This window comes from Streptomyces sp. NBC_00996 (genome assembly GCF_045162675.1).
GTDB lineage: Bacteria > Actinomycetota > Actinomycetes > Streptomycetales > Streptomycetaceae > Streptomyces.
The window spans coordinates 6,165,164-6,181,454 of the sequence record NZ_CP108723.1; the positions used below are offsets into that span (position 1 = coordinate 6,165,164).

At 70.7% G+C, this 16,291-nt stretch carries 17 protein-coding genes; 9 read left to right on the forward strand and 8 right to left on the reverse strand.

Going from position 1 to position 16,291, the window contains the following annotated elements:
• Nucleotides 1–289 precede the first annotated feature (289 nt).
• Nucleotides 290–4,264 (forward strand): BTAD domain-containing putative transcriptional regulator, encoded by a 3,975-nt coding sequence (locus OG390_RS28990; RefSeq protein WP_406177900.1) that lies wholly within the window; start codon nucleotides 290–292, stop codon nucleotides 4,262–4,264.
• Nucleotides 4,265–4,284: 20 nt separating this feature from the next.
• Here the strand turns inward: OG390_RS28990 and OG390_RS28995 are convergent, their stop codons facing one another.
• The 3 genes from OG390_RS28995 to OG390_RS29005 all read right to left on the reverse strand — a co-directional run bounded on the left by OG390_RS28995 (nucleotide 4,285) and on the right by OG390_RS29005 (nucleotide 7,157).
• Entirely contained in the window at nucleotides 4,285–5,976 is a 1,692-nt protein-coding gene (locus OG390_RS28995; RefSeq protein ID WP_406172414.1) for a bifunctional 3'-5' exonuclease/DNA polymerase, read from the reverse strand.
• A 69-nt stretch (nucleotides 5,977–6,045) separates the two neighbouring features.
• Complete coding sequence (locus OG390_RS29000; RefSeq protein WP_406172416.1) at nucleotides 6,046–6,786, reverse strand: Clp protease N-terminal domain-containing protein; 741 nt, start codon at nucleotides 6,784–6,786, stop codon at nucleotides 6,046–6,048.
• A gap of 176 nt (nucleotides 6,787–6,962) precedes the next feature.
• The gene (locus tag OG390_RS29005) at nucleotides 6,963–7,157 is read right to left on the reverse strand and encodes a hypothetical protein (RefSeq protein ID WP_406172418.1); all 195 of its coding nucleotides are present in this window, start codon (nucleotides 7,155–7,157) and stop codon (nucleotides 6,963–6,965) included.
• Nucleotides 7,158–7,294: 137 nt separating this feature from the next.
• Between OG390_RS29005 and OG390_RS29010 the strand changes: the two genes are divergently transcribed.
• The gene (locus tag OG390_RS29010; RefSeq protein WP_406172420.1) at nucleotides 7,295–8,431 is read left to right on the forward strand and encodes a DUF2786 domain-containing protein; all 1,137 of its coding nucleotides are present in this window, start codon (nucleotides 7,295–7,297) and stop codon (nucleotides 8,429–8,431) included.
• Here OG390_RS29010 and OG390_RS29015 read toward each other — a convergent pair whose 3' ends face one another.
• The 4 genes from OG390_RS29015 to rpmB form a co-directional block, all read right to left on the reverse strand.
• The gene (locus OG390_RS29015) at nucleotides 8,432–8,965 is read right to left on the reverse strand and encodes a DUF4232 domain-containing protein (RefSeq protein WP_406172422.1); all 534 of its coding nucleotides are present in this window, start codon (nucleotides 8,963–8,965) and stop codon (nucleotides 8,432–8,434) included.
• Between the two features lie 379 nt (nucleotides 8,966–9,344).
• Entirely contained in the window at nucleotides 9,345–9,854 is a 510-nt protein-coding gene (locus OG390_RS29020) for a hypothetical protein (RefSeq protein WP_406172424.1), read from the reverse strand.
• A 55-nt stretch (nucleotides 9,855–9,909) separates the two neighbouring features.
• The gene (rpsN, locus tag OG390_RS29025; protein WP_406172426.1) at nucleotides 9,910–10,215 is read right to left on the reverse strand and encodes a 30S ribosomal protein S14; all 306 of its coding nucleotides are present in this window, start codon (nucleotides 10,213–10,215) and stop codon (nucleotides 9,910–9,912) included.
• Complete coding sequence (rpmB, locus tag OG390_RS29030) at nucleotides 10,215–10,466, reverse strand: 50S ribosomal protein L28 (RefSeq protein ID WP_406172428.1); 252 nt, start codon at nucleotides 10,464–10,466, stop codon at nucleotides 10,215–10,217. Before rpmB ends, rpsN begins: the two co-directional genes overlap by 1 nt.
• Before the next feature lie 57 nt (nucleotides 10,467–10,523).
• Here rpmB and OG390_RS29035 point away from each other — a divergent pair, with 57 nt between their 5' ends.
• From OG390_RS29035 to OG390_RS29050, 4 genes are all read left to right on the forward strand, one after another.
• A complete protein-coding gene (locus OG390_RS29035; RefSeq protein WP_406172429.1) occupies nucleotides 10,524–10,916 on the forward strand; it encodes a VOC family protein in 393 nt (130 codons plus the stop codon).
• Nucleotides 10,917–10,923: 7 nt separating this feature from the next.
• A complete protein-coding gene (locus OG390_RS29040) occupies nucleotides 10,924–11,268 on the forward strand; it encodes an ArsR/SmtB family transcription factor (protein WP_406172430.1) in 345 nt (114 codons plus the stop codon).
• Nucleotides 11,265–11,738 (forward strand): SRPBCC domain-containing protein, encoded by a 474-nt coding sequence (locus OG390_RS29045; RefSeq protein WP_406172431.1) that lies wholly within the window; start codon nucleotides 11,265–11,267, stop codon nucleotides 11,736–11,738. Before OG390_RS29040 ends, OG390_RS29045 begins: the two co-directional genes overlap by 4 nt.
• A 204-nt stretch (nucleotides 11,739–11,942) precedes the next feature.
• A complete protein-coding gene (locus tag OG390_RS29050; RefSeq protein ID WP_406172432.1) occupies nucleotides 11,943–12,227 on the forward strand; it encodes a DUF397 domain-containing protein in 285 nt (94 codons plus the stop codon).
• 92 nt (nucleotides 12,228–12,319) lie between these two features.
• Here OG390_RS29050 and OG390_RS29055 read toward each other — a convergent pair whose 3' ends face one another.
• Nucleotides 12,320–12,823: an ATP-binding protein gene (locus tag OG390_RS29055; RefSeq protein WP_406172433.1), complete on the reverse strand. Its 504-nt coding sequence runs from the start codon at nucleotides 12,821–12,823 to the stop codon at nucleotides 12,320–12,322.
• A 337-nt stretch (nucleotides 12,824–13,160) separates the two neighbouring features.
• Here OG390_RS29055 and OG390_RS29060 point away from each other — a divergent pair, with 337 nt between their 5' ends.
• From OG390_RS29060 to OG390_RS29070, 3 genes are all read left to right on the forward strand, one after another.
• A complete protein-coding gene (locus tag OG390_RS29060; protein WP_399076035.1) occupies nucleotides 13,161–13,985 on the forward strand; it encodes a helix-turn-helix domain-containing protein in 825 nt (274 codons plus the stop codon).
• A 124-nt stretch (nucleotides 13,986–14,109) separates the two neighbouring features.
• Nucleotides 14,110–15,570: an aldehyde dehydrogenase family protein gene (locus OG390_RS29065; RefSeq protein WP_406172434.1), complete on the forward strand. Its 1,461-nt coding sequence runs from the start codon at nucleotides 14,110–14,112 to the stop codon at nucleotides 15,568–15,570.
• 158 nt (nucleotides 15,571–15,728) lie between these two features.
• Nucleotides 15,729–16,268: a DinB family protein gene (locus tag OG390_RS29070; protein WP_399075297.1), complete on the forward strand. Its 540-nt coding sequence runs from the start codon at nucleotides 15,729–15,731 to the stop codon at nucleotides 16,266–16,268.
• Nucleotides 16,269–16,291 lie beyond the last annotated feature (23 nt).

Sequence of the window (16,291 nt, forward strand, 5' to 3'; positions counted from 1 at the left end):
TCCCCGGACAGACGGAGGCCCCGGTCGTTCACCTCCGACGACCGGGGCCTCGCGCGTCCCCGGATCCGGCCACGGCGGCGACACTCCCCCGAGTTACGCGTAGTACGCGCGCACCGTCGGGACCAGATCCGATGAAGTGATCACATCAGGCCACGCCAACGGATCGCTAACATGAGGCCAACGGTTCGAACGGGAGCCGTGAGTGGGTCGGCGGGAAGTCGCCGGAAGAAGGCGAGAAGTCGCCGTGGCGCGGCCGGAGCGGCCGCGCGGGAAGGCAGTGGGCGGCGTGATGCGGAACGAGCTGCGGTTCGGACTGCTGGGGCCGCCGGTCCTGTACGACGCCGACGGCGAGTTCAGATCGATCGGCGGCGGCAAGATGCGTGCCCTGCTGGCGGCGCTGCTCCTGGAACCGGGCCGGGTCGTCTCGGTCGACGTGCTCAAGGACGCGCTGTGGGGCGGGGCGCCGCCCGCCTCCGCCCACGCCTCGCTGCAGAACCATGTGACGCGGCTGCGGCGCCTCCTCGACGATCACGAGCGGCTGCGCGCGGTTCCCCCGGGATACGTTCTGCGGGTCGGCGAGGGCGAGTTGGACGTCCGCGTCTTCGAACAGCACGCCACCGCTGCCCGTACCGCCCACGCCGAGCGCGCCTGGGAGCGGGCGCTGAGCGAATCCACGTCCGCGCTCGCACTGTGGCGCGGCACCCCGCTGAGCGGCCTGCCGCCCGAGATCGGCGGACACGCCTTCGTCCAGCGTCTGGAGGAGGCCCGGCTGCTGGTCCTGGAGTGGCGCTACGAGGCCGAGCTGCGCCTGAGCGACCTCGGGGAAGCTCAGGCACGCCCCCGCGCCGCCCGGCACACGCCCGCACCCTCGAACTCGCCGCGCTCGGCTCGGGCGGGGGGACCCCCTTCGCCGGACCGGCCGGAGGCCGAAGGAGCCCCTCCCTCACGTGCTGGGCTCGGCTCGAACGGGGGAGACCTCGGTCGAGGACCCTCGTCCGGCACACCGGACGCACCCATTGAACGACGCGGGAACGTACCCGAGCTTCCAGGAGGCCGCTCGGCCCCCACACCCGACCGACTCGACCGGCTCGCCCCCGAGTTGGCCGCACTCACCGCCGAACACCCCTTCCGCGAGGCCTTCCACCGGCTTCTGATGCTCGTACTGCACCGCACAGGGCGCCAGGCCGAGGCCCTCGCCGTCCACCGTGACCTGCGGGCCCGCCTGGTGGAGGAGCTCGGGATCGAGCCCGGCCCGGCCGTGCGTGAGGCGCATCTGGAGATCCTGCGTGAGCGGGACGGCACGGAGAGGGCGGCGGACGTCGCCGACGACGCAGGGCGAGCAGAACGGGAGGCCGCGGTCGTCCCGTCCGATCCCGGCCCGCTGCGGCCCGCCCAACTCCCGCCCCCGCCCGCGTACTTCACCGGACGTGACGACCTGCGCCAAAAGCTGCGCCTGGCGCTGGACCCGGAGCGCCGGATCGGCGGACCCGGCGTGGCGGCGGCCGACGGTACGCCGTGTGTCGCCGTGATCAGCGGCATGGCCGGCGTCGGCAAGAGCGCGCTCGCGCTGCACGTGGCACACGGACTGCGGGAACGTTTCCCCGACGGTCAGCTGTACGTCAACCTGCACGGCGCCACCCCCGGCATGACCCCGCTCAGCTCCGGCCAGGCGCTTGCCGCGCTGCTCCGCGACCTCGGCGCCGAACCGCGCCGGATCCCCGAACACCGGGACGCGGCGGCCGCGTTGCTGCGGTCGATACTCGCGCCCACCCGCACCCTGATGGTGCTCGACGACGCCGCGCATGCCGCGCAGGTACGGCCGCTGCTGCCCGCGGGCGCGGGCTGCGCGGTGATCGTGACGAGCCGTTCGCCGCTCACCGCCCTGGACGGCGCGCACCGCTTCCCGCTCGCGCCGCTGTCGGACGAGGACAGCGCGGCGCTGCTCCGCGCGGTCTCCGGCCGCCGCAACGGTCTCGACGGCGGGCACCCCCTCGTCGAACTCACCGGCCGGCTGCCACTCGCGCTCCGCGTCGTCGCGGCCCGCCTCGCCGCGCGCCATGCGCTCACGCCGGACATGCTTGCCGGTCAACTGGCCGCCACGGAAGGGCGGTTGCACCACCTGGAGTACGACGACCTGAGCGTCCGCCGCTCCCTCGCCGTCGCCCACGACGCGTTGCGCGCCTCGGAGCGCGAGGCCGACCGGGACGCGGCGCTCGCCCTGTGCCGCATCGGCGCGCTCGACCTCCCCGCGTACGGGGCGCCCCTCCTCGCCCGCCTCTTGGGCATCGCCGAACGCCGCGCCGAGGCCGCCCTCGACCGCCTCGTCGACGTCGCCCTCCTGGAGGAAACGGCGTACGGCCGCTACGCACCGCACGACCTGGTGCGGGACTTCGCCCGCGAGATCGCGGGGGCAACTTCAGCCCGTCCGGAGTTCGAGGACGAGCGCGGCAGCGCGATACGGGGGACCTGGGGGGCGGAGCTCCCCAGGGACGGGACGGGCAGCGGCGGAGGGGGCGAAAACCCATCTGGAGCGCGCGCTGTGCCTTCACATGCCGCGGACAGCCCCGCTCCTGCGGGCCCGGGCACGCCCGCCGCGGGCGTAGGCAACCCCGCCCCCGCGGGCACGGCTACGTCCGCTCCTGCCGGTACGGGTGGTCCTGTTCCCGGCGGTGCGGGTAGTCCTGCCCGTGGCGGCGCAGACAGGTCCGCTCTTGCTGGTACGGGTGGTCCTGTTCCCGGCGGTGCGGGTAGTCCTGCCCGTGGCGGCGCAGACAGGTCCGCTCTTGCTGGTACGGGTGGCCCTGTTCCCGGCGGTACGGGTAGTCCTGCCCGTGGCGGCGCAGACAGGTCCGCTCTTGCTGGTACGGGTGGTCCTGTTCCCGGCGGTGCGGGTAGTCCTGCCCGTGGCGGCGCAGACAGGTCCGCTCTTGCTGGTACGGGTGGCCCTGTTCCCGGCGGTACGGGTAGTCCTGCCCGTGGCGGCACAGCCAGCCCCGCCCCCGTTGGCACGGGTGCGTCCGCTCCCGCCGGTACGGGCAGCCCCGCTCCTGCGGGCACGGGCACGACTGCCCCCGCCGGCAGCGACGCAGTCACCCCCGGCGGCCAGGGCGCGGCACTCGCCGCCGGCCACGACGCGGCCGTCGCCGAACGCGCCCTGCGCTGGTACGCCGGTGTCGCCGCCCGCTCCCTGGAGGCGATCCTCGAACCCGGGCTGGACCGCGAGGACCGCAGCCGCCCGACCGCCTCGCAGCCGCCCCCGCACACCGCGGACGTCGCGGCCACCCCGCCCTTCTGCTCCGCGAAGGACGCCTTCGCCTGGGGCGATCTGGAGCTGGAGAACCTGGTGGCGCTGGTGGAGCGCCACGCGGAGAGCTCCCCGTACATCCCCGTCCTGGTCCGCCTGCTCAACCCGTACGTCCAACGCAGTGGCCGCGTGGCCGAGCTGGAGATCCTCCAGCGGGCCGCGCTCGGCGCGGCGCGGCGGCTCGGGGACGAGGCCGCCGAGGCGTACGCGCTCGGGGACCTGGCGGGCCTGCACTTCATGACGGGCCGCGCGAGCGACGCCCTGGTGCTCAACGACGAGGCGCTGGCGATCTGGCGCAGGCTCGGCGTCCTGTCCTGGGTGCGGCGGGGCCTGAACAACCGCGGCATGCTCCTCGAAGGACTCGGCCGCTACGCCGAATCCAGCGAGGCACTGCTGCAGAGCCTGGAGTTCTCACGGGAGTTGGGCGACCCGCACATGGAGGCCATCACCTACAGCCACCTCGGCAACCTGTACGAGCACTCGGACCCCCGGGCCGCCATCGACCACCACAAGCGCAGCCTCGCAATCGGTGACACGATCCAGGACGTCATCATCCGCCACTCCGCGCACTGCAACATCGGCTATGCCCATCTCACCCTCGGCGAACCGGCCGCCGCCGTACCGCACTTCGAGGAGAGCCTGCGCATCCTCGGCAGCCACGGTGACTGGCACGGCGAGTCGCAGACCCGGCTCGGACTGGTGCGCGCCCTGCGCGGGGTGGGGCACGGGGAGCGGGCCGCGCGCGAGTGCGATCTGCTGCTGTGCCGCGCCGACCGCCGCGCCGACCGGTACACCGGAGGGCTCGCCCGCCATCAGCGGGGCCTGTTGCTGCGGAGCCGGGGGGATGCCGAAGGGGCGTACGAGCAGTGGGAGTCGGCCCTTGAGGCACTGGCGGAGACGGACAGCCCGGTGGTGGGGGAGCTGCGCACACTCCTGGCGGAACAGTCGGAGCGGGCGTAGCAACCGACCCGGACGTGGCGTCACTTGGCGTCCGCGTAGCACTCCACCACCGCCGTGGTGAACGGAAAGCGGACCGGTGTCTCCCCGAAGGTGAGGCGCCCGGCGAGGTCGGCCGCCTCGCGGATCGCGGTCACCACGGTGTCGGCCTCCTCGGCGGGGCAGTGCACGATCACCTCGTCGTGCTGGAAGAAGACCAGTTCGGCCGAGAGGCCGGCGCAGGTGCGCCGGAGCGCGGCGAGCACCAGCAGGGCCCAGTCGGCGGCGCTGCCCTGGACGACGAAGTTGCGGGCGAACCGGCCGCGGGCACGGGAGTCGGAGGAGGCGTACCCCGGAACCCACCCCTGCTCAAGGCCACTCTCCACGGGATCGTCCTGTGGGATACCCGCCTCGTCCCCACTCCCGTCCGACGAGCCCGCCGCCGGCGGAGAGGTCCGCCCCAGCCAGGTCCGCACGAGCCGCCCTTCCTCTCCCGCCCGCGCCGCGTCGTCCACGTATGCCACGGCCCTGGGAAAGCGGCGGCGCAGCAGGGCGAGGTTCTTCAGCCCGTCACCCGACGTCTGCCCGTACACGGCCCCCAGCACAGCGAGCTTGGCCTGCGCCCGGTCACCGGCGAACGCCCGGTCCGAGACAGCCTGATACAAATCGGTCTCCCGCCCCGCGACCTCCATCAGACCGGGGTCGCGCGAGATCGCGGCCAGTACACGCGGCTCCATCTGATCGGCGTCGGCGACGACGAGCCGCCAGCCGGGATCGGCGACGACGGCCCGCCGGATGACCTTGGGGATCTGCAGAGCGCCCCCGCCATTGGTCACCCACCGCCCGGTGACGGTTCCGCCCGGCAGGTACTCGGGCCGGAACCGCCCGTCGCGCACCCAGTCCTGGAGCCAGGACCACCCATGGGCGACCCAGATCCGGTACAGCTTCTTGTACTCGATCAGCGGCTTCACGGCAGGATGATCGATCGACTCGATCTCCCATCGCCGCGTGGACTTGATCTTGATTCCGGCCTGAGCGAAGGCCTTGACCACGTCGGCGGGCAAATCAGGTCTGACCCGTCTCCCGAAGGCCGCGGACACCTCCTCCGCCAGCTCGGCGAGCCGACGGGGTTCACCCCCTCCCGCGTAGCGCTCCCCGAGCAGCTCGTGCAGCACCTCGCGGTGGACGTCCGCGCGCCATGGCAGCCCCGCCTCGTTCATCTCGGCGGCGACCAGCATCCCGGCCGATTCGGCGGCCGTCAGCAGCCGCATCCGCTCCGGATGCGTGGCCGCGTCATGCCGCCGCTGCTGGTCCGCGTACACCTCCAGGAGATCGTCCAACGGCACCTGGACCGGGCGCGGCTCGAAGAGCGAGGACTGCGAACCGGGCTCGGCGGACCGCTGCGGTGGATCGGTCGGTACGGGCCCGCCGCGCAGCCTCGCCAGCGCGGCGGCCGCCGACCGGGGCTCGCCGAGCCGTCCCTCGTGCCCGAGCAGCAGCGTCTCGGCGGCCTCCATGTCATAACACCGCTCGACTCGCACCCCCGCGGCGAGCAGGCGCGGATATACGTCCGCGGTGGACCGCCAGACCCACCGGCCCACTTCCGGTCTCGACCGCACCGCCTCCGCCAGATCCGCCTCCCGGCGGACCGGCCCCGCGGGCAGCCCGTCGGGGCCGAGGACGGCGACCTCCGCGCCACCGTCCTCGGCCGGCGCGAGAGCCCAGCGCTCGGTCATGATTCCGAGTCTCGCAGGGAGGTCTGACAATGGCGCCGCCTCGCGCACGGGCCCAGGCTGCCGGATCGCTCAGCCCGCGCTCGTCTCCCCCCGACCGGTCACGACCTCCTCGAGCATGCGCGCGATGTGCCCCTCGGTCGTCGCCTTGTCGACGCCCTCCCCGCTGAGAACGCCCTCGCCGTTCTCGTACTCCAGAAGGGCCAGCAGGATGTGCTCGGTGCCGACGTAGTTGTGGCCGAGGCGCAGGGCCTCGCGGAAGGTGAGTTCGAGGGCCTTCTTGGCGGCGGCCCCGTAGGGGACGAGTTCGGGGACCTCGTCGACGGCCGGCGGGAGCGCCGCCTTCGCCGCCCCGCGCACCGCGTCGAGGGACACGCCCTGGGCCGTGATCGCCTGGGCGCCGAGCCCCTCGGGCTCGGCGAGAAGCCCGAGGACGAGGTGCTCGGGCAGACCCTCCGCGTTTCCCGCGGCCTTGGCCTCGCTGTGCGCGACCATGACCACCTTCCGGGCACGCGGGGTGTAGCGCCCGAAGCCCTGGTTCGGATCGAGATCCGACTCCGCCTTCGGGACGAAACGCTTCTGGGCGGCCTGCCGTGTGACCCCCATGCTCTTGCCGATGTCCGTCCAGGACGCGCCGGAACGCCGGGCCTGGTCCACGAAGTGCCCGATCAGATGGTCGGCCACGTCACCCAGGTGATCTGCGGCGATCACCGCGTCCTGGAGCTGGTCCAGCGCGTCGGTGTGAACCTTCTTGATGGCCTCGATGAGGTCGTCGAGACGTACGGATGCAGTGCCGAGAGGGTTCGTAGTCATGTGTCAACCGTAGGTTGACACCCCCGCAGTGTCAACCCGAAGTTGACACCCGAGGTGACAGAAGCGCACCCCTCTGCGGCGACTCACCTCCTCCGCGGTTCAGCTCGGCGACTCACCCCTCCGCGACTCACCCTCAGCGACTCACCCCTCCTCGACTCACCCTTGGGCCGTATCGGCTACTTCGGTGAGGCCGCCAGCCGCACGGCCAACCCCGCGAACACGGTCCCGCTGAAGATGTTGAGCCCCCGCGACACCCGCCGACTGCGCCGCAACAGAGCGGACAGCCGCCCGGAGAGCAGTCCGATCGAGCCGTCGACGGCGAACCCCATGACCACCATGGTGGCCCCCAGGATCATGAACTGCCGGGCCACGTGCCCCAGTTCGGGCCCCGACCCACCCACGAACGGTGGGCGAAGCCACCCACGAACGGTGGGCGAACCACCGGCCGTCGTCACGTCCGCCGCCACGCCCCGGCCACCGCCGCCCCGACCCGTGACACGATCGAGGAATGAGCAGCAGTAACCCCAGCCCCGGCACGGTCGAGCGCGCCTTTGAGGCCGCCCTCTACGCCGACTCCGACACGGCCCTCGACACGGGCGCCTCGCTGCTCGCCGCCGATCCCGCGTCCGACGCCGAACTCGCCCGGCGCGGCGAGGAGTTCGTCGCCGCGGCCTGGCGCCGCGGCTGGGAGCCCGCCGATGTCGTACGGATCGTCCGCCGCGAGCTGGAGGACGTACACGTTCAGCTGGTGTCCGCGCTGATCCTCAGCGAGAACCGCAAGCCGCGGAGCCCGCGCTGGGCCGCACAGCTCGCGGAGCTGGCGTCCGAACCCCGGGCCTCCCGCGCCGACCGCTTCTCGTACGTGACCGCCGTACTGGAGCTCTACCGGCTGCTGCTCCGCCTCCCCACGATCGAGCCCCTCGACGCACCGCGACAAGACGCCCACCACGCCTCCCACGCCCCCCAGGACACGCGCATGCTCACCCGCATCCGCGCCCTGCTGGCCAAGGCCGAGGCGACCGGGTTCCCGGAGGAAGCGGAGGCACTGAGCGCCAAGGCGCAGGAGCTGATGGCGCGGCACAGCATCGACGAGGCGCTGCTCGCGGCGCGTACGCACGCGAAGGACGCGCCCGGCGCCTGCCGGATCGGCGTCGAGCCGCCGTACGAGACGGCCAAGGCGGTGCTCCTGGACGCCGTGGCCGGGGCGAACCGCTGCCGGGCCGTGTGGAACGAGGCCCTCGCCTTCTCGACCGTCGTCGGCTTCGAGCCCGACCTGGAAGCGGTCGAACTCCTCTACACCTCACTCCTCGTGCAGGCCACGGCGGCGATGACCAAGGCGGAGGCCGCGCAGCGGGCGGGCGGGCGGAGGCGTACGAAGACCTTCCGGCAGTCCTTCCTCGCCGCCTACGCGCACCGGATCGGCGACCGCCTCGCGTCCGCGACCGAAGGGCAGGAAGCGGCCACGGAGGGGGAGCTGCTGCCGGTGCTGGCGGCCCGCGACGTGGCGGTCGCGGACCACATGGACCGGATGTTCCCCGAGACGGTGACCACCCGGCTGCGCGGGGTCAGTGACGCGGCCGGGTGGCACGAAGGGGCCGCGGCGGCGGACCGGGCGCAGGTCAAGAGGCGGCCGCCACTGCGGTGATCAGTCGCCGGCGTGCTGGAACGGGCTCACGGAGGCGTTGAGGTCGGCCGCCTCGCTCTTGCCCGCGACGGGCCCGTAGGACCACTTGAAGTCCTGCGTGGCGGTGGCACCGGGCAGGCTGATCTTCAGCGTCTGCGCGTCGAAGGTCTTCGCGTCGCCCTTCGTGCCCCGGACGTAGGTGAGGGTGAAGGTCGCGGTGTCGCCCTTCGCCAGGGTCAGCTTCACCGGGTTCGCGGACTTCTCCGGTGCGATGTGCGTGGAATCGCCGCCGGCCTGGGCCTCGAGGCCGGGGAAGCCCTTCAGGGTGCACGTGGAGTCGCGGTTGGTGAGGGTGACCGGGACGTTGCCGGTGTCCCCGGCGGCCGGGGCGGCGTTGGCGGGGCCCACCTCGATCCCCACCTTGTCGATCCGGCAGTCGGTGGAGGAGTTCTTGGCGGTCTTGTCGGTCTTGGCGGTGCTGCCGCCGCTGTCGTCGCAGGACGTCAGGGCGAGGGCGGCCGCGAGGACGGTGACGGCGATGGGCAGGGCGCGCATGGGTTCCCCCGGGGGTGGTGACGGTGTGCATGGATCATCACGCATGTCGATCCCCGGACGTTGCGGGCCCCGGCTGTTCACCTCCGCCGCGCCGCGAATATCCCGAACTCTCCCTTGTGCAGGCGCCGGCTCCGGGCGCTCAAGGAGACGGCACGCTCGGGACTGACGATCGAGCGGAAGCGTCTCGCACCGCTGCTGGAGGCCCGTAACGCGGCCGCCGTCGACACCGCCGGCCCCCGACGGCGGACGAGGGCGGCGAGTCCACCCGCGCGAAGCCGGTCGGACGCGCGAAAGTACCGAGACCCTGAAGCGCCCGAAACACGCCGACGGGCCACGGAATCCGAAGGATTTCGCGGCCCGCAGGTGAGTGATCCGGCGATCAGGAGCCCAGGCTCGCCGTAGGCAACCCGGTGGGCAGCTGCTGCCCGCCCTCGCTCTTCACGTACGACTCCTTGCCGAGCCCGCCCTGCCATGTAATCTTCAGGCTCGTACCGCTCACGGAGTCGACCATGCCGACCGCGCGGTCCGCGTTGCCGTCCGTGCACTTGAGACGAATCATCTGCATGCCCGACTCCTCGGTCGCGGTACCGCTGCACACGGTGCCCCCGGTCGTGAAGAGCGCGGCCTTCTTGCCGGTGACCATCAGCGCCACCGCCTTGCCGCCCGTGGTGGCCAGCCAGCTGCCTTCCAGCTTGCTCTTGGTGCCGGAGGTGCCGCCCGAGCCGCCGTCCGTGCCGGCCGTCTCCGTGGCGGATGTGCTCGGGCTGGTGGACTTGTCGCCGGAGCCGCCGTCGTCGCTGCTGCAACCGGCCAGCACGAGCGCGGCCGCCAGACCCGCGGTCGCCGCCGCGATACGCGCCTGCCTGCGCGGGAAGGTCGCCGAAGTCACTGAAGCTCCCAAGGGTGGGTGAGGATGCCGAGGTCGTCGGAACGACCGCAGCAAGCTACCAGGAGGACTTGCGAACGCCCGGGAGGAATCCCGCGTGCGCTTGCTCACGCAGATTCACCCGGGAAAGGCCGAAGGCACGCAGACAACCGCGTGGGCGGCCGTCCACACTGTCCCGGTTGCGTACGCGGGTGGCGGCGGCGTCGCGTGGCTGCCTGCGCAATTCCTCCTGCGCGGCGGCCCGTTCGGCGTCGGTCGAGGACGGCCGGCGGATGATGTCCTTCGGCTCGGCCCGCCGGGCGGCGTACCGCGCGACGATCTCCCGGCGCTTCTCGTTCTTCGCGATCTCGCTCTTCTTCGCCATCAGACCTCCACTCCTTGGGCACGGATCCGTGCCACGGCCGCCTCGACGCCGATCGTCGACCGTCCTGATCCCCTCGTGCTCAGCCGCAGCCGTACGCGGCGGCCCTCGCTCGGCAGCCAGTAGCGCTTGCGCTGGACGTTCGGTCCGAAGCGACGCGAGGTGCGCCGGTGGGAGTGCGAGATCCGGTTGCCGAAGCCCGGCCGGGCCCCGGTCAGCCGTACTCGTCCCGGTAGCCCCGACCGGGACCACATAGGTAGGAGATTCCCTACGGTTGACTCGTAGGGAATCTCCTACCTATTCTCGTGTCCATGAACCCCATGGAACCCACGAACATCACCCACGCCTCCTTCGTCACCATCCCTGTCGCCGACCAGGACCGCGCCCTGCGCTTCTACACGGACGTACTCGGCTTCGAGGTCACCGCGGACCGGGACACGCCTCCCGGGCGGTGGCTCCAGGTCGCGCCCAAGGGGGCGCAGACCGTCTTCACGCTCTCGGGCCCGGGCATGGGCGGTTTCACGCCCGGAGAGACCCGGGGGATCATGTTGGTCACGACCGATGTCGACGCCGACTGCGCGCGGCTCGCCGCCGCGGGCGTCGCGGTGGAAGGTCCCGACGACCTCCCCTGGGGCCGCATGGCCTCGTTCCGCGACCCGGACGGCAACGGTCTGATGCTGATCACGGAGAAGGAAGGCTTCTGATCGCGCCATGACGACCATCGGGGCCCATGAGGACCGTCTCTTCGCCGCGCTCGCCAACGCCACCCGCCGAGAGGTGCTGCGGCTGCTGCGCGACGACGGGCCCCAGCCCGTCCAGGCGCTCGCCGACCACTTCGACATGCGTCGCCCGAGCCTCTCGGAACACCTCAAGGTGCTCCGGGATGCCGGGCTGGTGTCGGAGGAGCGCGCGGGACGGCAGCGGATCTACCGCCTGGAGGCCGCGCCGCTCGCCGATGTGCAGGACTGGCTCCACCCGTACGAGCGGTTCTGGCGCGACAGGCTCAAGAGCCTCGGCGATCTGCTGGACCGCATGCCCGACGATGACGAGACATGAGCCCCGTTCCGCAGTCCGAGCCGGCGGAGGACCTGACGACCATCCGTGTCGACCAGTTCCTCCCGCACCCGCCGGCCAAGGTCTGGCGCGCCCTCACCGAGCCCGAGCTGCTCGTGCAGTGGCAGATGCAGGGGTCGGAGGACTTCCGGCTCGAAGTCGGCCACCAGTACACGCTGGCATCGGTCCCGCGCCCCAACTCCAACTTCTCCGGCACCGTTGACGTGCGCGTTCTCGCGTACGAGCCGGAGCGGATGCTGCGCGTCCGGTGGGCGGACCCGGATCCCGCCAATCCCGCGGATTGGACCATTACTTGGACACTGGAACACGAAGGCCGCGGTACGCGTCTGTTCCTAGTGCACGAGGGATTCGATCCGGACGATCCCGCACAGATGATGGCGCGGAAGGTCATGGACGGGGGATGGAGGTCGCATGTGATGCGAGCTCTGGGGAATGCGCTGGACCGGCTGTAGCTCTTTTGCGAGCCGGGGAGCAGCAGGCCGTAGTCAAGCGAACAACAGTCGGTAGTCAAATGCCGGTAAAAGCTGTAACCGCGGGACCACCCCGCGTGCACGTGCATCTGCCCATGCATCTGCACATGAACAGAGCTATGATCCGGGTCAGTTGACCACTGCATCTATGGCCACTTCAGCCACTGCACGACCGGGGAGCGACCTGTGGACCACGACGTGTACGACGTGGATGACGTGTACGACGGCATGGCTGACGACGTGTACAACGGCATGGCCGCGACCGCACTGAACGGGGTGGCCTGGCAGAAGAGCCGGCACAGCAACTCGCAGGGCTCCTGCGTGGAGTTCGCCCGGCTGCCAGGTGGTGATGTGGCCGTGCGGAATTCGCGGTTCCCCTCGGGGCCCGCACTCGTCTACACGCGTGCCGAGATAGAGGCGATGCTCCTGGGCATCAAGGACGGCGAGTTCGACCACCTGATCGCGGGCTGATGACACCCGCCCGCCGGTGCGACCGAGGGCGATCGTCGCTCAACGCTGTGTAACGCGCGTAGAACCGCGGCGCCAAAAGGCGCCGCGGTTTTCTACTCGGCCGTCGCCGGCGGCTGCAGCCGGAACAGCGCCCAGACGACCTTGCCGCTGAGGGTGCCGGCGAGCGGGTGCCAGCCCCAGCTGTCGGCGAACGAGTCGACCAGGAAGAGGCCGCGGCCCGACTCCGCCGAGAAGTCGTCCGAATCGCCCGCGACCGGGCTGTCGTGACTGGGGTCGCGTACCGCGCACACCAGGCGTGAGGTCCACCGCATCAAGTGCAGCCGCACGGGCGGGCCTTGGTCGTCCCGGGGCGTGTCCGAGGGCAGTGCGTGCCGCAGCGCGTTGGTGACGAGCTCGGAGACCACCAGACAGGCGTCGTCGAAGCGGTCACCGATGTCCCACTGGTCCAGCGTTCTTCGGGTGAACTGCCGTGCCTCCCGCACCGCTTCGTAGCGGGCGGGCAGGGCACAGGAAGCGGCGTCGGACACGGCCGCGGGGTCGAGCGGCGGAAGTCCCTGCCGTAAGGGCTCGAGCATGGTCGATCCATTCGTCCCCATGCGAGGCACTCCCGGGTGTTCGCGGTCGTTGCGATGCAGCGGTGGCGCGGGGACCATGGTTCCGAATGCGTACAGCAGATGCAAGGGCAGATGCACGTGCACGCGCCCGAATTAGACCTTCGTCTACCGGTTCTTGCTCATTTCTTCTGTCACCTTCTTCCCTCTTGTTGCCCCTCTCCTGAACTTTTCCTGTGTGGCTCCTTTGGCTACTTTCCGTTTCCGTAATCGAACGAGTACTGCTTGAAGTGTTTTAGTGGCAGACTTCGGCCCCGGAAGACGGTTGGGGAGGCGGACGAACGTGAGCGCTGGTGAGTCGAGCGGCTCGGTGGTGCGGCGCATGCTGCTGGGGTCACATCTGCGGCGCCTGCGGGAGGCGCGTGGAATCACCCGGGAAGCGGCCGGTTACTCGATCCGTGCCTCCGAATCGAAGATCAGCCGCATGGAGTTGGGACGGGTGAGCTTCAAGACGCGCGACGTCGAGGACCTGCTGACGCTGTACGGCATCACGGACGAGGCGGAGCGCACCTCCCTCGTCTCGCTCGCGAAAGAGGCCAACGTCGCGGGCTGGTGGCACAGTTACTCCGACGTCCTGCCCAGCTGGTTCCCGACCTACGTCGGCCTCGAAGGCGCGGCCCATCTGATCCGGGTCTACGAAGTGCAGTTCGTGCACGGCCTGCTGCAGACCGAGGCGTACGCGCACGCGGTCGTCGCGCGCGGCATGAAGGGCGCGTCCGTCGCCGACATCGACCGCCGCGTGGCGCTGCGCCTGGAGCGCCAGAAGTACCTCGTCTCCGAGAACGCCCCGGAGTTCCACATCGTCCTCGACGAGGCCGCGCTGCGCCGCCCGTACGGCGACCGCGAGGTGATGCGCGGACAGCTCCAGCATCTGATCGAGGTCTCGGAGCGTCCCAACGTACGGCTTCAGGTCATGCCGTTCAGCTTCGGCGGGCACTCCGGCGAGAGCGGCTCCTTCACCATCCTGAGCTTCCCGGAGTCCGACCTGTCGGACGTCGTCTATCTGGAACAGCTCACCAGCGCGCTCTACCTGGACAAGCGTGAGGACGTCACCCAGTACGAAGGTGCGCTGAAGCAATTGCAGCAGGACAGTCCGGGTCCCTCCGAGAGCCGCGACTTGCTGCGGGGGCTGCTCCAGCTGTCCTGAGAGTCTTCACAGAGTCTCCGAAGGCATTCTCCAACTCCCTTGAAACACAAGTACGATGACGCGTGATCAGACCGTGATCGGATGTCTGCTTCGGCAGCGCAGGGATTGAGGGATCGAGGAGCACATGTCGTCCTACTTCACCGACCTGGCCCAGCAGTACATCGACGGCGAGTGGCGCCCGGGCACCGGCTCCTGGGACATCATCGACTTCAACCCGTACGACGGCGAGAAGCTGGCGTCGATCACCATAGCCACGAGGGACGAGGTCGATCAGGCCTATCGCGCGGCGGAGCGCGCCCAGAAGGAATGGGCCGCGACCAACGCCTACGCCCGTCGCGCGGTCTTCGAGAAGGCCCTGCGGATCATCGAGGAGCGCGAGGCCGAGATCACCGAGGTGATCATCGCCGAGCTCGGTGGCACCCACCTGAAGGCCGGTTTCGAACTGCACCTCGCGAAGGAGTTCCTGCGCGAGTCGATCCACCTGGCGCTGCGCCCCGAGGGCAAGATCCTCCCCTCGCCGGTCGACGGCAAGGAGAACCGCGTCTACAAGGTCCCCGTCGGCGTCGTCGGTGTGATCAGCCCCTTCAACTTCCCCTTCCTGCTGTCGATCAAGTCCGTCGCGCCCGCGCTCGCGCTCGGCAACGGTGTGGTCCTCAAGCCGCACCAGAACACCCCGATCGTGGGCGGCTCCCTGGTCGCCAAGGTCTTCGAGGACGCGGGCCTGCCGGGCGGTCTGCTCAACGTCGTCATCACCGACATAGCCGAGATAGGCGACGCCTTCATCGAGCACCCGGTGCCCAAGGTCATCTCCTTCACCGGCTCCGACAAGGTCGGCCGCCACGTCGCCACCGTCTGCGCCGCCCACTTCAAGCGCTCCGTCCTCGAACTGGGCGGCAACAGCGCCCTGGTGGTCCTGGACGACGCGGACATCGACTACGCCGTCGACGCGGCGGTCTTCAGCCGGTACGTCCACCAGGGCCAGGTCTGCATGGCCGCCAACCGTGTCCTCGTGGACCGCTCGATCGAGGCCGAGTTCACCGAGAAGTTCGTCGCCAAGGTCAAGACTCTGAAGGCCGGCGACCCGAGCGATCCGCAGACGGTCATCGGCCCGGTCATCAACTCCTCGCAGGCGGATGCGATTTCGGGCGCCGTCGAGCAGGCGATCGCGGAGGGCGCCACGGCCCTCGTGCACGGCACGACGACCGACAACCTGGTCGAGCCCTCCGTCCTGACCGGCGTCCCCGCCGACTCCTCCCTCCTCCAGCAGGAGATCTTCGGCCCGGTCGTCTTCCTCGTCCCCTTCGACGGCGAGGGCGAGGCGGTCCGCCTCGTCAACGACACCCCGTACGGGCTGAGCGGCGCCGTCCACACGGGTGACATCGAGCGCGGCGTGCAGTTCGCCAAGCAGATCGACACCGGCATGTTCCACGTCAACGACGGCACCGTGCACGACGAACCGCTGGTCCCCTTCGGCGGTGAGAAGCACTCCGGCATCGGCCGTCTGAACGGCGAGACGACCGTCGACGCGTTCACCACGGTGAAGTGGATCTCGGTGCAGCACGGGCGCAGCTTCTTCCCGTTCTAGGGCGCAGCCTCTTCCCGTTCCAGGACGTCTTCGCGGTCGTGGAACGTCTTCGCCCCGCCCGGACCCTTGCGGACAGAAGCTGACCGCAAGGGTCCGTAGCTTCGTCGGTGTCAGGCAGCAGGTGCCCGGCAAGAGGTCCCGACGAAAGGCGGCCGGTCATGGTGACTCATGTGCGAGCGGAGGCTCAGGGTGACGAGCGCGGGGCGTTGCTCTCCTTCCTGGAGGAACAGCGGGGCGGTATCCGACGGGCACTGCTCGGGCTGACCGAGGAGCAGGCGGCTTCGCGCCCCAGCGCGAGTGAGCTGTCCCTGTCCGGGCTGCTCAAGCACGTCGCCGAGACCGAGCAGGGCTGGGTCGCCCGCGCCAGGGGCGAGTCGCCGGCCGTCAGGCGGGACGAGTCGAACTGGCACGAGTGTTTCGTCCTCGTCGAGGGCGAGACCGTCGATGCGCAGCTCGCGTACTGGGAGAAGGTGGCCGCCGAGACGGACGCGTTCCTCCGCTCGGTGCCCAGCCTCGACGACACCTTCGCGCTCCCGAACGATCCTTGGTTCCCACCGGAAGGGCGGGTCTCGATGCGCTGGCTGGCGCTCCATCTGATCCGCGAGACGGCCCGGCACGCCGGCCACGCCGACATCGTCCGCGAGTCCCTGGACGGCGCGACCGCCTTCGAGCTGGTGGCCCGGGAGCAGGCGGTCTGACGGGCCCACCATCGGGCGGGCCG

Excerpts from the sequence above, each read along its gene's own strand:
- OG390_RS28990 (WP_406177900.1), top strand. The coding sequence starts at position 290 with ATGCGGAACGAGCTGCGGTTCGGACTGCTGGGGCCGCCGGTCCTGTAC.
- OG390_RS28995 (WP_406172414.1), bottom strand. The coding sequence starts at position 5,976 with ATGACCGAGCGCTGGGCTCTCGCGCCGGCCGAGGACGGTGGCGCGGAG.
- OG390_RS29000 (WP_406172416.1), bottom strand. The coding sequence starts at position 6,786 with ATGACTACGAACCCTCTCGGCACTGCATCCGTACGTCTCGACGACCTC.
- OG390_RS29010 (WP_406172420.1), top strand. The coding sequence starts at position 7,295 with ATGAGCAGCAGTAACCCCAGCCCCGGCACGGTCGAGCGCGCCTTTGAG.
- OG390_RS29015 (WP_406172422.1), bottom strand. The coding sequence starts at position 8,965 with ATGCGCGCCCTGCCCATCGCCGTCACCGTCCTCGCGGCCGCCCTCGCC.
- rpsN (WP_406172426.1), bottom strand. The coding sequence starts at position 10,215 with ATGGCGAAGAAGAGCGAGATCGCGAAGAACGAGAAGCGCCGGGAGATC.
- rpmB (WP_406172428.1), bottom strand. The coding sequence starts at position 10,466 with ATGTGGTCCCGGTCGGGGCTACCGGGACGAGTACGGCTGACCGGGGCC.
- OG390_RS29035 (WP_406172429.1), top strand. The coding sequence starts at position 10,524 with ATGAACCCCATGGAACCCACGAACATCACCCACGCCTCCTTCGTCACC.
- OG390_RS29040 (WP_406172430.1), top strand. The coding sequence starts at position 10,924 with ATGACGACCATCGGGGCCCATGAGGACCGTCTCTTCGCCGCGCTCGCC.
- OG390_RS29045 (WP_406172431.1), top strand. The coding sequence starts at position 11,265 with ATGAGCCCCGTTCCGCAGTCCGAGCCGGCGGAGGACCTGACGACCATC.
- OG390_RS29055 (WP_406172433.1), bottom strand. The coding sequence starts at position 12,823 with ATGGGGACGAATGGATCGACCATGCTCGAGCCCTTACGGCAGGGACTT.
- OG390_RS29060 (WP_399076035.1), top strand. The coding sequence starts at position 13,161 with ATGCTGCTGGGGTCACATCTGCGGCGCCTGCGGGAGGCGCGTGGAATC.
- OG390_RS29065 (WP_406172434.1), top strand. The coding sequence starts at position 14,110 with ATGTCGTCCTACTTCACCGACCTGGCCCAGCAGTACATCGACGGCGAG.
- OG390_RS29070 (WP_399075297.1), top strand. The coding sequence starts at position 15,729 with ATGGTGACTCATGTGCGAGCGGAGGCTCAGGGTGACGAGCGCGGGGCG.